15 protein-coding genes and 2 pseudogenes are annotated in these 15398 nt (G+C 40.7%); 6 read left to right on the plus strand and 11 right to left on the minus strand.

What is annotated here, in order from left to right:
- Positions 1 to 29: 29 nt before the first annotated feature.
- Positions 30 to 881: a polymorphic toxin type 44 domain-containing protein gene (locus NST85_RS14645; protein WP_127191225.1), complete on the plus strand. Its 852-nt coding sequence runs from the start codon at positions 30 to 32 to the stop codon at positions 879 to 881.
- 277 nt (positions 882 to 1158) lie between these two features.
- On the opposite strand, the gene NST85_RS14650 is transcribed toward NST85_RS14645, so the two are convergent.
- The 3 genes from NST85_RS14650 to NST85_RS14660 form a co-directional block, all read right to left on the minus strand.
- Positions 1159 to 1284: a hypothetical protein gene (locus NST85_RS14650; RefSeq protein WP_281278185.1), complete on the minus strand. Its 126-nt coding sequence runs from the start codon at positions 1282 to 1284 to the stop codon at positions 1159 to 1161.
- Between the two features lie 228 nt (positions 1285 to 1512).
- Positions 1513 to 1836 (minus strand): hypothetical protein, encoded by a 324-nt coding sequence (locus tag NST85_RS14655; protein WP_127191224.1) that lies wholly within the window; start codon positions 1834 to 1836, stop codon positions 1513 to 1515.
- 71 nt (positions 1837 to 1907) lie between these two features.
- Positions 1908 to 2213, minus strand: coding sequence for a hypothetical protein (locus NST85_RS14660; RefSeq protein WP_127191223.1), 306 nt, complete (start codon positions 2211 to 2213; stop codon positions 1908 to 1910).
- A gap of 348 nt (positions 2214 to 2561) precedes the next feature.
- Between NST85_RS14660 and NST85_RS14665 the strand changes: the two genes are divergently transcribed.
- A complete protein-coding gene (locus NST85_RS14665; protein ID WP_127191222.1) occupies positions 2562 to 2966 on the plus strand; it encodes a lipoprotein in 405 nt (134 codons plus the stop codon).
- Positions 2967 to 4039: 1073 nt separating this feature from the next.
- Here the strand turns inward: NST85_RS14665 and NST85_RS14670 are convergent.
- On the minus strand, positions 4040 to 4591 hold the full coding sequence (locus tag NST85_RS14670; protein ID WP_127191221.1) for a TetR/AcrR family transcriptional regulator: 552 nt from the start codon (positions 4589 to 4591) through the stop codon (positions 4040 to 4042).
- A gap of 146 nt (positions 4592 to 4737) precedes the next feature.
- Between NST85_RS14670 and NST85_RS14675 the strand changes: the two genes are divergently transcribed.
- Entirely contained in the window at positions 4738 to 5655 is a 918-nt protein-coding gene (locus tag NST85_RS14675; protein WP_127191220.1) for a ketopantoate reductase family protein, read from the plus strand.
- 392 nt (positions 5656 to 6047) lie between these two features.
- Here NST85_RS14675 and NST85_RS14680 read toward each other — a convergent pair whose 3' ends face one another.
- A complete protein-coding gene (locus tag NST85_RS14680; RefSeq protein WP_127191219.1) occupies positions 6048 to 8387 on the minus strand; it encodes a glycoside hydrolase family 3 N-terminal domain-containing protein in 2340 nt (779 codons plus the stop codon).
- Between the two features lie 194 nt (positions 8388 to 8581).
- Here NST85_RS14680 and NST85_RS14685 point away from each other — a divergent pair, with 194 nt between their 5' ends.
- Positions 8582 to 8968: a cupin domain-containing protein gene (locus NST85_RS14685; RefSeq protein ID WP_170220136.1), complete on the plus strand. Its 387-nt coding sequence runs from the start codon at positions 8582 to 8584 to the stop codon at positions 8966 to 8968.
- Between the two features lie 503 nt (positions 8969 to 9471).
- Here the strand turns inward: NST85_RS14685 and NST85_RS14690 are convergent.
- From NST85_RS14690 to NST85_RS14710, 5 genes are all read right to left on the minus strand, one after another.
- The gene (locus NST85_RS14690) at positions 9472 to 11217 is read right to left on the minus strand and encodes a DUF885 domain-containing protein (RefSeq protein ID WP_127191217.1); all 1746 of its coding nucleotides are present in this window, start codon (positions 11215 to 11217) and stop codon (positions 9472 to 9474) included.
- 69 nt (positions 11218 to 11286) lie between these two features.
- Positions 11287 to 11457: a winged helix-turn-helix domain-containing protein gene (locus NST85_RS14695; RefSeq protein ID WP_127191216.1), complete on the minus strand. Its 171-nt coding sequence runs from the start codon at positions 11455 to 11457 to the stop codon at positions 11287 to 11289.
- A 145-nt stretch (positions 11458 to 11602) separates the two neighbouring features.
- Positions 11603 to 12874, minus strand: a complete 1272-nt coding sequence (locus NST85_RS14700) for a sensor histidine kinase (protein WP_127191215.1) — start codon at positions 12872 to 12874, stop codon at positions 11603 to 11605.
- Positions 12875 to 13002: 128 nt separating this feature from the next.
- On the minus strand, positions 13003 to 13680 hold the full coding sequence (locus tag NST85_RS14705; RefSeq protein WP_127191214.1) for a response regulator transcription factor: 678 nt from the start codon (positions 13678 to 13680) through the stop codon (positions 13003 to 13005).
- A 44-nt stretch (positions 13681 to 13724) separates the two neighbouring features.
- A complete protein-coding gene (locus NST85_RS14710) occupies positions 13725 to 13895 on the minus strand; it encodes a hypothetical protein (protein WP_341189647.1) in 171 nt (56 codons plus the stop codon).
- Between NST85_RS14710 and NST85_RS14715 the strand changes: the two are divergent.
- Both NST85_RS14715 and NST85_RS14720 read left to right on the plus strand, forming a co-directional pair.
- A pseudogene (locus NST85_RS14715) lies at positions 13870 to 14115 on the plus strand (transposase); the annotation flags it as partial. The gene NST85_RS14710 and the pseudogene NST85_RS14715 sit on opposite strands and share 26 nt — an antisense overlap.
- An 18-nt stretch (positions 14116 to 14133) precedes the next feature.
- Positions 14134 to 14478 carry a DUF6262 family protein gene (locus NST85_RS14720; RefSeq protein ID WP_341191116.1) on the plus strand — a complete coding sequence of 115 codons (345 nt, stop codon included), beginning with the start codon at positions 14134 to 14136 and terminating at the stop codon, positions 14476 to 14478.
- Positions 14479 to 14623: 145 nt separating this feature from the next.
- Here NST85_RS14720 and NST85_RS14725 read toward each other — a convergent pair.
- Positions 14624 to 15328 (minus strand): annotated as a pseudogene (locus NST85_RS14725) (IS110 family transposase); the annotation flags it as partial.
- Positions 15329 to 15398: the final 70 nt, after the last annotated feature.

Consider the following 15398-nt stretch of genomic DNA (forward strand, 5'->3'; position numbering starts at 1 on the left):
TTAATTGACAATAAACTAGGAGGGATTGAATGTTTCAATTAAAAAAGATCGTGCCCATGTTCTTAACAATTTTCTTGATTTTTACGAGTGTTGTGTCAGCCACAGAGAGTTCTATTACTTATAGTAAGGAATATAATGATTTTCATCGAATTCACTCCGTCATTGTTGAAAATGGTTGGGGTTACTTAAATGAAAAAAATCTACTACAAATTACTGCTACTGCAGACGATCTTACTATTACTAAGGAGGAATATTCAAAGTACTTAGCTGATATACAAAGTATTAATAATGTGGTTGAAGAGGGTGGAGCAATATTTGATCAAAACTTCAATTTTTATGTGCGTTCGCTTGAAGAATATAAGGAATTTAAGGATAATACCACTAGTGATAATCTAGATAACTTATTAATTCTTCGAAGTGATAATACTATTGTTCCTTTTAGTGATCCAGGCGCTCCACCTTTTAAAAATATGTATTCAATAGCAGGTATAAATAAAACAACGGTTCATAATTACTTTGCTGATATGTTAAATACGCTAATCTTATCCGGAATGCCTAACGCTGGTGCTATAGCTTATAGTAACACCGTCGGCTTTTTTGTTGATAAAGTTAAACCAGGAGGGGCATGGGATTATAAGATTGTCTCTGGTTGGGGTCCTTGGTATAACCAATTGGATTTGAACTTTCATTCAAGTCGTGAAATTCAAATCGCTGCTTATGCCGGAAACTATAATTATGGATTTGTAGGTCGAGAACTCTTTACCTTATCAGAATTGTTAGCTGCTGGGGATGGAATATCACTCATTACTCAACAAAAACTTGACGGTGAAGATGATAAAATTCCTATTAGACGGGGCTATAGCGAAAGTGCATACTATTAAATAACTAAAGTAATGACTGTCATATTAAAAATTGATGACAGTTATTACCTTTCTGCAGTAACACAAAATATGCGTATAAAGGATTCAGAATTAAACGTTGCAGCAAGAAAGTGAACCGATGTTATTTCAATTTTCACAAAAAATAATGGGCGTACGGGCCGCACCTCCGATCTTACGAATGGGAAGCCGCACCATGCAAGAAGGCAAAGACTTCATCAATAGCTATTAAAAAGACATGCAAGGGACTCCTTAATAATTGGAGTCCTTTCGCGTTCTGCTAGAATTCCTTTCCTAAACCAAAAAAGTTATTCATTGGTGGGCGACTCATACCGCCTTCATTGTAATCTTTGATATCCATTTCTTCTTGAAGCTTCGCTACATCTGAGTGCTTCATCACTGTCATTATAGTTCACTCCTATTCATTCCACCACTTGATGAAAGCAAAAAGTGCAAACAAAGAGATGAGTAAAATAACAGTTGTTCCTATAAAACCGGGTCCAAGAGTATTGGGATTAGTAAATTCGTCCCTTGGTCCTTTGAACTTCTTTATAATGTCCACGCTTTTCATTGCTCCTTTCCTTCACAACCAGGTATTCATTGTGATACGTCTGATTTAACGCTCCTATTCAAGCTAAATAACGAGAAATTTTCGCCTCATATCCTCTTTTAAGCTTTTATAAAACTCTTCTCTACTCAGACACTTTTGTAAAGATTTTCTTTCTTTATCATTAAGGACATAAACCATATATGCTACTTTTTCATCTGCTGAGCAAAGTGAATCTAATTCGCGTTTAAATATAGAAACCGATGCATTATCAGATTCCTTTATTTTAAGTTCAACAACAGACGCTACGTGTTCAATACTACTAAACAAACTGGTTCTTATAGTTAGCAATTCACTTTCTGTTAATTCAGATTCTAATAATTTAGGATTTAAATCTTTCTGAATGTTCATATTTTTAATCTCCTTTAGAACCGATTTGTTCTGTTAAAGATGTGTCTAATGCTCAATTTGAAAATTATTATTCATTCTGTAGTATTAGTAGAGTCATATATTTCTTTCATACGATCATATGTTACAATACGAACCTTATCCTTAAACCGAACCATAATTGCAATGATCAAAACCACTGTGATTATCAGTGAAAGCCAAGGAATTATTGAAAAAACAAACGTTAGCGCCAAGAAAAAAAGAATCGAAAGGCCAAATAGGAGGGACATTCCTTTTGACCAAAAATGATAAAAAAATGAGGTGCAGATAGGAAATAACCCATGTTCACGAGCAAAATCTTCAATGTGTTTTCCCCTTTGCCAGCGTTCATTAATGCTCATTTTGCACCTACCTTCTGTATGAACGGATATATTCACTAAGTATCATGGCCAATCTTCTTTAAATCATTTTTATAAGCTCACTGTGCTTGCTGTATTCTACCTTATCCCCCGCTACTCGAGCGGTAGATAAAACTGGCCCACACCGCGTCCATCGAGGATTCCAATGGTCTATGTTCTTGTCCACTTTTAAGTCGGTATATTTATTTAACTGATTCCTTTATAACACTCTAGTTCTCTTTAATAGTTCAATCCTACCGATGTTTTCATATTGTTCCTAACATATGGACTATTTCTGGTGTAAAATGGAATAGTCCATTAATAGCTTGAAAAAGAGGAGGGGTATAATACGTGAAAAGAATTCTTCTTCTCCTTACCTTTGTTGTACTTTTAAGCAGTTGCTCGAATATGTTTTATGATTACAGGGATGCCCAAAGTAACGATATAATCAAACTTCCACATGACTATCGCCTTTTTAGCAGCGATAGGGAAATGAATTATGTATCCAAGAAACAAGATAACTCTCCTACCGTCATTGAGCCTGATATCACTCAGATTGGCTGGAATAAGGGCTATATCGTGTATAAACGTTTTGAGGATGAGGATAAAAGTCAATGGGGTATTTTTAATATGGAGGATGGTACTAACCTAACGTACCCTTCTGAGACAGACTTGAATTATCGGTTAGAGGAACTGAAATTGGATTCTATTAAACTAAGTGATGTAAAAGATATTCTTCTCGAACAGGAAAAATAGTGATCGAGTTAACTGCATCCTTCCTTAAGACGATTCCCTTCTGCCGAAATGGCGGAAGGGACTTTTACTGTGAATTGGCAGTATTTCACTCCAGGTACAACAAATAAAATCCAGGAACCCTTATATAGGCTACCCTATGAAGGGCCACCCTCTCGAAGACAGGGTCGGTTGGTGTAAACACTACCTTCTTCGAGCCATTACGCAAAATTGAAAGCATTACCTTTTGATAATATGTTTCTTCTACCGATGAGTCTGGATGAGATAGTTCACAATATAGGAACGGATTTTCTTAAAGGAGCCTAATCTTCTTCGCCTTCGAGCTGATTGAAATTGCGCTAAGTAAAAGCACCGCTACAATGTAGGTAACTTTATGTCAAAATACCATAATGTAGGCAGATTAGTGCATTTTTTCGTGACATCAATTTGCCTACATAAAAATAAAAAGCCTGATTTTTCAGGCTTTAAAGATACTGCTTATGTAGGCACTTTTATGTCATTGGACAAGGGACAAGAACATAGTCCCTTCTAGGACAAGAACTTGATCCCTTAGCTGATTCTCCCTAAATCTAATATTTGCATATTTGCACGTTTTTTATTATCCATTATCATTTTTAATCTTAACATGTTCTTTATGCGATTATCCTGTATTTCAGAATATTTAAAAACAACCTTAAACTCCTCTTTTGTTTTTTGAGTAATCTCTATCCCAATATAATACTTTATTATTATCTTGCTGCAGTATCAGACTAGAAGATGATAAACAGTTATAAAAAAAGTTTAAGCTAAATTGATATGTCCATTGTTCTTGTATCCATTCTAGAATTTTTCTATTGACTCCCCCCTCTTTCATCATTAAAAATCCATCTAATATACTTCTTATCTCTAAGGACCTTTCTCCAGTTCATATAAGCATACGCAACAGGGCAAATCTCAGGAAACTCTTCATCTGTATTTACAGAATGCGGACCCTTAAGAGTAGGTTAGGTCAGTCTTTATGGAGTATATTGTGTAAACAAGCTTATGCGCGCTTTTTTATTGTTATACAACATATGGATTTGGTTTGAATGACAGACTCATTCTTTAAAATAGGGCGTAATCCCTCTTGAATATAGGTTCTCCACTAACTTGAAAAATTCTTCTGACGATAAATCCTTTTGACGCTGGAGCCAAAGATGAAATAAGGAAAGGGAAGTTGTCAGGTAGAACTCAATAAAGTATGGCGTTAAGGAATGGTTTTGCGGAACGTTTAATTCTAATTGATCCAAAGTGATTTCTTTTTTTAAGCGTTTTATAAAACGGGCACTTCCATAATCACCCAAAAGGGCATTAAGAACCAGGAGATGTTCTCTTTTGTCCAGACAATAGAGCGAATCTTGAACCGTATGCATCGATAGCTCTTTATTCGCCAATTCTTTTTTCATGTCATTCAATAAGTCATTTTCAACAGAGTCTAACAATTCGTAGATGTCAGTAAAGTATTGATAAAAGGTGCTGCGGTTATATCCTGACTTATTCGCAATTTCCTGAACCGAAATTTTCTCAATCGGCTTTTGGCTATATAACTCACAAAAAACCTCTACAAACTTTTGTCTTGTTTGCTCCGTTATTTGGGGTTGCTTTTTCATGTTTCCCTCCTACTCGAATAAGAATATCATCCGACAAATAATAAAAAAGTGATGGTTGATCAAGGAATAATAAAGATTTACAATCACATCATACAACATGTTGTTTGATAATAAAAAGGAAATGTTAATAAGTAGGGGTGGTTTCAATGTCAGCAAATAGAATTTTAATTTTTGGTGCAGGTGTCATCGGGAGCATGTACGCAATTAAGCTTATTGAAGCAGGGTTTGACGTTAGCCTGTTTGCACATTCAAATAGATTTAAATCATTAAGAGAAAATGGCCTGCAATATATGGAAAAAGGTACAGTTAGATCGATACAAGTGAATGTCATTGATACGCTCGAAAATGACGATGTATACGATTTTATTTTCGTTACCGTTCGTTATGATCGGTCCGAATCAGCGTTGTTAGCGCTAAAAGATAATCAAAGCAAAAATATAGTTACGATGACTAGTAATTCAATTGGATTTTCTTCGTGGCTGGATATCGTAGGGGATAGACTTTTACCAGCCTTTCCCGGCTTCGGCGGACAGATTAAAGATGGAGTATTGCATCCTCGATTTCTACCAAAGATTATAGCGGCAACTGCATTTGGAGAAATTAATGGTGTAGTGACAGAACGCATAGAAAAACTCGCAAACTTATTTAAAACAGCAAAGCTTCCCTACGTTATTAAAAAGGATATGCAAGCGTATCTAATCACACATTCCGTATCAGACATTGCCATGTTGAGCTTTTTGCATTCTGAGAATAAGATAATTGACAAAAAAACAGCCAGAACCAGAAAGACGGCACGTAAAATAACAGTCACTTTAAAAACGTATCTAAGGGCAATACAAAAAGCTGGCGTTTCAATTGATCCACCAATGCTTAAAATGGTGCTTAAATTTCCAAACTTATTATTGGATCTATTCTTTATGACATGGCTACGAACTAAAATGGTTAAGGATATGATGTTGCCGGATTATGCGAATAATGCTAACAATGAGATTATGCAGCTGAGTAATGATTTAATGAAATTGTTAAGTCAAAATGATATCAAATCGGAAATACATGTTCAGTAATTTTTTTGTTAAAATATTATAGTAATTTTTAATTTATTTTCATTAAATCAAAAAAGTTTAAGCTAAATTGGTATGTGTTGCTTAGTTTCGATAAGATAATACTCCATCTGTACCCGTTATTTATGTCGCATCCGGTCTCAGCGGCGCAGTCGTTGGACTTTTGATCTGCCAGGTATCCGACGCTTTTGGCATACAAACGGGTTTAATATGCTCTTTATCACGATTTTGTCGTACCCGGTGCTCCATCCTGTCCGATTCGCTGAAAAGCTAAAAACAGCATGTCTCTCTCATCAAGAGATATGCTGTTTCTATTTCCCATTATTTCCGATTCATCATTGACTCTGCTTTCGTCATCATACTAATCCTGTTTCTTATCTCCCACCTGAGAAAAATTAATTATCACTTACCCTACTTTGATCGATTGACACTGGCAGTACGCCCCCGGCTTCCAATTGGCCGAGAAGTACTTTGATCCCGGCGGTTGTATTGGGCTCCTGCTTTCCATAAACCGCAAGTCCTGAGCGCACGTTCTGCAAAAAGATCGTCTCATACGGGTTACCAAGCGATAAAAGCGCGTATCGCTTATTACGCTCGTTCATCTCTTGGATCAACGTTTGAACATCGGTCCATCCGAACTGACTGGCCACGTTACGGAACTGGTAAGTGGCCAGGATGACGTAATCCGCCTTATCAATAGCTTTAAGCGCCTCCGTCGTTTTTCCTTGACCGATAACAGAAAACTCCGTCTTAAGCGATAGATTGCTGGCGGCTTGCATCAGCTGTCTCTCAAGCTGCTTGGCCTGCTCCTGCTCAGCTGCGACAATAACAATCCGGTCACCTTGATGGATTTGATCCGGAAGGGCACCGTCGCGGCTGGCCAATAATGTGACCGCTCGTTCTGCAATTTTCCGTTCCACCGTGCGATGCGCCTCGGATCCGATGATATCGTTAAGTGCGCTCAACTTATGCGTAAGGCTTTCGCTGCGGTCAAACAAACCATATTTTGATTTAAGCTCTAATATTCGTTTCACCGAATTATGGATGGTTTCTTTCGGGATCGTCCCGCTCTTCACCGCGTTAACCAGCGTTTGATGAGCAGCTGCTGGATCTTGCGGCATAAGGATGATATCGACACCTGCGGAGACCGCACGTTCCACTGCTTTATTCTCCCCAAAATGCTCCGCTATCGCATTCATGGTGAAGGCATCAGAAATGATAACGCCTTTATAACCAAGCTCCCCCCGAAGCAGTCCGGTCAACACCTTTTTAGATAACGTGGCAGGGATCGGCACACTGCTTCCGTCCTTAAGCGACATAATGTGCTCGTTATCTACTGCGGTTAAAGCAATATGCGCGGTCATGATCATCTCCACCCCGTTCTCGATCGAGTCGCGAAACGGTTTCAGTTCGACCGCATCGAGTCGTTCGCGGTTATGTGTCAACACCGGCATTCCCAGATGGGAGTCTACAGTCGTGTCACCATGCCCTGGAAAATGTTTAACTGCCGCGATGACTCCAGATTGATGCAGCCCTTTTATTGTTGCGATCCCAAGCCGTGATACCAAGTCCGCATCTGAGCTAAACGAACGCATCCCGATGATCGGGTTGTCTGGATTGCTGTTAATGTCGAGCACCGGGGCAAAATTGACCTGCAGCCCGAGCGCCTTCAGCTCTTCCCCTGTCAGCCTTCCTGCCGCTTCGGCCAGCGCTGCGTCACCAGTTGCGCCAAGCGCCATTTGACCTGGCAGATTCGTCCCGCCGGGGATTCGCTTAACAACGCCTCCTTCTTGGTCGATGCCGAGAAACAGGGGAATGTCACCTGCTTCCATTTGCAGATTATGTGTGAGTGTTGTAACCTGCCGTACGTCTACAATATTTTTGTCAAACAGAATTAGTCCGCCCAAGTCCTGATCGTGGATGCTGCGTTTAATTCCTTCATTGACGGTCGTTGTCACTTGACCATTCCATTGCCTAATATCAGGCATGAGCATTTGGCCGATTTGCTCACTGACGGTCATATATGATATCAGCTTATCCCAATCGTGATCCTGAATAGCTGCTTCACGTTCAAATCGAATCACCCGGGTCATAAACACGGCAAACTCCGCTCGAGTGACAGGTCGATTCGGCCGATAGGTGCCATCCGTATATCCACCGATCAATCCGTTAGAGCTCATAATGAGAATTGGTGCTGCTGCCCAATGATTCTCCGTATCTTTCAAACTTGCTGGTTGCTTCCCTGTTACAAGTGAATATGCGCGTGTAAGGAAGGCAGCCGTCTCTGCTCGGCTCATCGCTGTATCCGGATGAAAGGTGCCGTCAGGAAATCCGCTGGCCAGCCCATTTTTTTCCGCAATGGCGATTTCACGATAAAAAGGATGTGTTGTTGGAACATCTGAAAAATTTGTTCCTTCCGTTGCAACTTGCAACTGTTGAGGATAAAGCTCTCGCACCATGAAAGTTACGGCTTGCGCTCTTGTTACATGCCTCTCGGGCATAAACTTCCCATTGCCATATCCGGCAACTGTTCCCCTTTTAGCCATATAGTTAATGCTGTCTTTTGCCCACTTCGCATGCTGCAGATCGGTAAACCGTTCTTCCGCAGCCGCACTTCCTGCCCAAACGAGCATTGAACCGATAACGGCACCGAATATCGTCATCATTTTTAAATTCATCTGTTCCACCTCTCTAGCTGTTATATGCATGATGAATAGACGCTTCCGATGTCCCATTTGTTGCTTAATCCTAATTTAGCCATCAGCACCATCCCCTTCGGGTTCCCCATATAATAAATCTAACTTATAGAGAGGACATGTAATTGTGAAGTGTCCTTCTTTCGTTTAAATAAATTATAAAAGAACTTTAAGCGAGAGTACTATTGTATTAACAAAGTTAGATTTACCCAAATCAAAGGAGAGGGTTTGTGGTGGAGATTAAATCCAGTTATGCAGGTATAGGAGATAACGCTGTGTTCTTTCCATATATTGATTGGAATATACGTTTTTTTGGTGCACACATTCAAACGGTTGCGCCTGATTTGTGTATACCTAGGGAATCTCACCATGGATTTGAGATCCTAGTTATATTAGATGGTGAACAAGAAACAACAATTCAAAATAACCGATATATAGTAAGGAAGGACGATATTCTGCTCATTCCTCCTGGATTTGAACATGCAAGCAGATGTATTTCTCCAGATTCTATGACTTATTTTTGTGCTCATTTTGATATAGATGAACCTTCGTTACGAATGAAAATAATGAAAATTGCAACTGGATTTACCAACCTTCCAGTCTTTTTCACAACAGAATAAGAAGTTGATGCGCCAAATCATAATTCTGAGGATAAAACAAATCAGTCCATCAAGAACCTTGCTCATTTCAGTAGGCAATTTAAAAGGTGGACAGGGTTAAATCCATCAGAATATCGAGAAAACGAGAACAGAAAATGACGTGTTATTGGATAGGGAAAGGCCCTTGCTACTTCCTATAGAACAACCATCTGTTCCGTTAAATGGATTACCGCACAGGTACAATTGATTCCCATATACTTAGAATCCAGCACTTATTAGTGCAGACGAAAACAGGCTATCACTTAAAGGCAGCAGCCTTTTCAGTGATAACCTGTTTTTTAAAAAACTAATCTCACATATTTCGGTTGTCTTCATATCTATAAAATCAGTTCTTACATTCGGTTCAAACTCAATTTGACCATAATTTTAATATAAATATACTAGCAAATTTATCACATGAAATGCTGTTCCATATCGTCATTCGTACTAGCGTGCGTTTAATCATACCGGGGACTGCTCTCTTTTTATTTGACGGATTTGATGTATTGATTCACTTGCTGCTCCAATATCGGAAATGGCATATTACCGTTTCGAAGAAGAACGGAATGAAATGCCTTGATATCGAAGCGATCCCCGAGTTCGCTTCCCGCCTTCTCTCGAAGGGATTGGAATTGCTCCGATCCGATCGCATAGTTTTCGTTTAGTCCTGGATAGGCAATGACACTGTCGATCAAAGCATCGTTCCCCGTTCCAATGGCACTCACCAGATACTCATTAGCTTGTTCTCTTGTCCACTTCAGCCCATGGATACCCGTATCTATCACGGTACCTAAGGAATTGCCCAGCAAACGGATTAGTACCGTGTTCCGATCAAGCAAGCCCTTCTCCGCACATAAGCTTTCCATATAGACCGCCCATCCCTCTACGTATCCAGACGTCATCATTATTTTGCGGATTAATGGAATGGTTGGTTGATCATATTGAATCGAAAATTGAAAGTGATGCCCTGGAATACCCTCATGCAACGCAAGCATTTTAACCATTTCTTCGGAGGTCGGGATTTCGAGCGGAATGACAAATCTCCCGCTCCTATCACCATCTATTGATAAGGGGATATACATTCCACCTGCCGATGCGAAAAGAGCCGAATACGCTCGCACGTCTACTGGATGGTCCGGGATAAGTTCCTCTTCAAACCAATCGGACAAATAGGGCGTGGCATCCGACAGACTGCTATTTAACGCTTGCAGCAATTCATCTCCGGTTAGGAATCTGGCTGCAGATGTAGTCTGTGCTTGACCCGAAGCCCCGCTTCTTAGCTCCTTCACGATCTCTTCTACCTTGCGTTTAGCGATCTCGTGCATTTCCTGAGGACTGAGGTCCGTACCCGTAGTAAGTTTGAGGCTTGCAGAATAATACTCGCTGCCGCCCGGCTGACTCCAGATTCCTTGGCTCACGGATGCTTGCTTCATAAGATCGTTCTTGATCACATCGGAAAGTTTGCCGTAAGAAGCCAGTACATGATCGGTTAGGGTTTGCACTAACGCTTTTTTTAGCTTCTCCTCTTCGGAGGGATCGAGTTTTAACTCGGTTAATTTCTCTGCATATAAACTGTACAGAATCGTTTCTTCCGGTTTCGTATTTCGCAAATTGCTGTAACTCGTAAGCATTTCCTTCAGAAATTCAGAAGCAGGGACAATACCTTTCTCCCGTCTGTCTTGAATTCTATCTATGACATGCGCGACTTTATCCGAAAACCCGTTCAGCGCAACGATATAATTCTTTGCATCTGCTTGGTTGCGAATCGGATAGTTGTTCGCGAAATACGGCGGAAAAATGGATAGGGAAAGGTAGTCATTCGTGTTCAGATCCCAATATTTATATACTTGCTGCGCCGCGCTTAGGTTCCATTTGAGAATATCGTAGGTGAGTTTGTCTTCCGGGGAAAGCTTGGCAGCATCATAGTCATTCAATTTTTTAAGAAAACCATTTCTCTCTTCGTTTAATTGTTCGTAATCGGTATCCGACAGGTCCGTGAGCTTAGTGGGATCCCACCCTAGACCATTCACTTCTTCCACACCATATTTAAGCTGCAACTCGGGGTCCTCATTCAGGGTGGTAACCGCCATCTTCTGAATCAATGCGTCGAAACTCTCTGACTGATGTTGGGTCTGCCATAACAAACCGCCTGCAATCAGCAATACGAGAAGTCCCACTGCCAATAAAATAGTCAATCTGGTGTTCTTAAACATCTGTCTTACAAGGTTCATGCATTAATCTCCCCTTTATAGAGTATAAGAAGAATATATAAGATGAACCTTTGATTTCCCTTTGAAAAACTACTCATTTATTCTGAGTATGTAACCCAAACCTCTTACGGTTTGGATATATTGATCGGCATGCCATGAAGACAGCTTCGTCTGAAGATAATGGACATAGAGCTCCACGATGTCAATTCCCGCTTCCGAATCGAGTCCCCAAATTCGGTTATAGATTTGCTCCTTCGTCAACCTTCAATACTATTTACCGCTTTACACCCACTGACCCGAGGTAAGGTTCACCGCAATTGATCGTCAACTTGTTTGCCCTTTAGCTTAATGAAAACGGCAGCCGATTGTCTGGTCGGCTGCCGCGGTATCCTATGAACTCTATTATTTAACTAATCACGGGAAAACGAATCATAACAGTCGTACCACACCCTACCCCGCTGCTAATGTGTACAGAACCTTGATGTTGATCGACGATCCAACGCGCGATCGATAGCCCTAGCCCCGCTCCATGATCCCCTCTATTTCTAGAGGAATCTCCCTTGTAAAAGCGATTAAATACGAGTGGCAATTCGTGTTCCGAAATACCCACTCCGTTATCCTTGACGGTTACGAGAACTGATTTCCCTTGCCTAAGACACTCAAGATCGATTTGCCCATCTGCCTGCGTAAATTTAATAGCATTGTCCAACAAAATCATGAACAACTGTATGAGACGATCCTCATCTCCATTCATGAGAAATTCCGAGCCTTCGACATGAAGCTGTAACCGCAACTGCTTGTAATCCATTATCGGCTCTATATTTTTTGCAATCTCTTTAATGATCCCGTCAACTCGCACAGGTTTGCATGAGATGACTTCCTCATGAGAATCGCCTCTTGCCAAAAGAAGCATCCCGTCTACCATGTTGCTCATTCTTTTGGTTTCTTTTAGAATGGCTGATATTGGAGCGCTTTCTTCCTCGATCGTATGATCGGGATGGCGTAACAATATTTGCGTTTGCCCTCGGACGACCGAAAGCGGACTCCTCAACTCGTGAGAGGCATCTGCAACGAATTGCTGCTGCTTGTCCCAAGCCTTCTGAATCGGAATGAGTGCCCTTCTAGCCAATGCGTAACCTGCGATGATAGATAATAACGCGCCGATACCAATTCCGATACTAATACTCCATAATAACCGATTCAAATAATACGCCTCGGCAGAAATTTCCGTAAATATCTGAACTGTTTTCAACGGCTTGTTAGACAGCTCCTCGACTACTGGCAAATTGCCCTGATAGGGTCTGCTCACGAATCGATAGGTTTTCTTATCCACGCGTATTGACTCGGGTCCCATGTGGTTTTGTTTTTCCCGAAGCATCGAACTCAAATCGATAAATTGCCATTTATATATAAAGCTTTGAAGTAAGGTATCGTTGGAATCCCAATAAAATATCATCATGAAACGTTCCGGTTCCTTCGAATCAATGTATATGACTTGCTCCCCGTTACTTAGAGAAAATTGTTGCATGTGGTCAATATTAAACACCAGCTGACGGTCAATGTCGGAATAGATCCGATAACGCGCCATCCCGTATAACGCTCCCCCCAGTATGATAAACAAGCAAAATACGACCGTACTGTTCCATATCGTCATTCGTACTAGCGTGCGTTTAATCATATCGGGATCTGCTCTCCTTTTATTTGACGGACTTGATATATTGATTCACTTTTCGGGGTCCTCATTCAGGCTGGCAACCGCCATCTTTTGAATCATGGTGCCGAAATCCTTTGATTTCCCTTTAAAAACTACTCGTTTATTCTGAGTATGTAGCCCAAACCTCTTACGGTTTGGATATATTGATCGGCATGACATGAAGACAGCTTCTTCCGAAGATAATGGACATAGAGCTCAACGATGCCAATTCCAGCTTCCGAATCGAGTCCCCAAATTCGGTTATAGATTTGCTCCTTCGTCACGATCTGCTCTTTATTCATGAGCAGGTACTCAAGCAGCTCATATTCCTTTTCTGTTAAAGTCAGCTCTTCTCCTGTGACCGTTATTGTTCGATTTCTAACTTGAATAGCAATCGGGCCGTAGCTAATCTGCTCTTCTTGATTAACATTGCCATAACGGCGCAGCAGTACTTTAACTCTGACGATCAGCTCTGGAATCTCAAATGGCTTCACCACATAATCGTCCGCTCCGATCGTTAACCCCTTTACCCTGTCGTTTAATCCGTCTTTTGCCGTAAGACAAAGAATCGGGGTATCAACTCTTTGCTTCCTCATCTCTTGGATGAACGTAAATCCATCAACCTTAGGCAGCATAATATCCAAAATAATTAAATCGAACTCGCCGTACAATGCGTGATGCAAGCCCTCTTCTCCGTTATGACACTCCGTAACCTTATGCCCTTCATCCTGCATAACTCTTGCAATTGTATACGATATCCCAATATCGTCCTCTACGATCAACAGATTCATAAGCTCCTCCATGGATGAACAAATATGGCATAGTGTAACATATTTTAATAGGTTTGTGAGTCCGCCGGGGTAATATCTCCATTTATCCTTACCGGTCTAGCAATTCTTTCATTGCTCGCTTGTTGACTCTCTGTTGAATTCAACGCATAAAAAATAACAGAGCAACGGCATCCCTTTCGCCGTGCTGGAGGAAGCCCATGTAAAGATTTAGCCATAGGCTTCTCTGAATTGGATGTACAGAAATATGAACTGCATATTAAAACCACATCAAAGGCTATTGAGGAAGCAAAACAACATGGTCGTTAAGGTATGGCTGAGAAGAATGAGAAAAATCTACTGCGTTATCAGTGGATTCTAACTAACCTTCAAGAAGGCAATATCATTTTCGGTAGACAAGACCGTATAAAAAGAAAGGTGAGTGCTGGAAATGGCTAATTCGACCGTACAGCTCATCTGAAGAGAATCCATGCCCAACGGAAGACGAATACCCTAGAGAAGGTAGATCAGGCGATTAAACGCCTCTTACGAGCCATCAATTTCAATAGCGTATCAGAAGAATCGGGTGTATCGAAAGCGAGTTTATATAACCATTCAGATATCCGCGAGAGGATCGAATCCTTACGCCGTCAACAATCACAAACACCTACTCCAAAGCAAATAAAGCGTGAGATGAATGATGCGAATAAGGATATACTCATCGAAACGTTAAAACGCAAAATCAAAGCACTGGAGAACGAGAACAAAGAAATACGAGAAAAAATGAAAAAGGCTTATGCTCAGATTTACGAAAAATTTTAGTTGCACTTCATTGAGCTATACCAGCTAATAGCTTGTCAAGATTACCAGTAAAGTGATTCTAAATCATGTGGTATAGTTAAAATGAGCATGCCAAATAACCCTCCATTTCCGTAGTATCTTGGAAGGTTATGCCAAAGAAAATCTTTTAAATTGGACGAAATTCCTTTTTGTTTTTCAAGATTGCATAGAGCCAATGGACGAGTTTATTTGCACATGCGATTAGAGCTACTTTATGTGGTTTTCCTTCAGCTCTCTTGCGTTCATAGAACGCTTTGATTCGCATATTTCGGGAGCGTATAAGTCCACACTGAACAGCCATCACGAGCGCGTAACGCAACTGCCTGGAACCACGTTTCGTGATTCGGTTTCGAGTCGCTGTAAACTTACCGGAAGCAAAGACACTCGGGTCAATGCCTGCAAAGGCTACTAACTTCTTAGGATGATCAAATCGGTCGACTTCTCCAATTTCAGATAAAATTGTTGCAGCAATTTTATGACCAATACCGGGAATCGACTGAATTAATTCATACTCTTCAATTTCTTCAGCCAGAGCATCTATGTTCTGTTCCAGTTCAGCAAGATGCTCTTGGTATTGAAGAATAAGGGTAATAAGAACTTTCAAATTGATTAAATGACTTGCGTACATGGTTTGCTGAAATGGGTTTTGTTTTGCTGCATCTACCAGTCGTTGAACCCGTTGGTTAATCCAGTCCTCTGAACGCCCCCGTTTCGAAGAAAGCAGTTCTTTCATCTTAGCTCTGAGTGCATCTTCATCCGTCTGCAGAACTGAATATGAGGTTGGGAATTCACTTAAAAACCGCAGTGAAACACCGGAATACATAGCTCCAAACTGGTATTATCCCCTTCAAGTAGACACTCAAAAAAAACCTTATGTTATCATGAGGAACGAGTGAAACTTG

The organism is Paenibacillus sp. FSL K6-2524, from assembly GCF_038005525.1.
GTDB classification, from domain to species: domain Bacteria; phylum Bacillota; class Bacilli; order Paenibacillales; family Paenibacillaceae; genus Fontibacillus; species Fontibacillus anaericanus.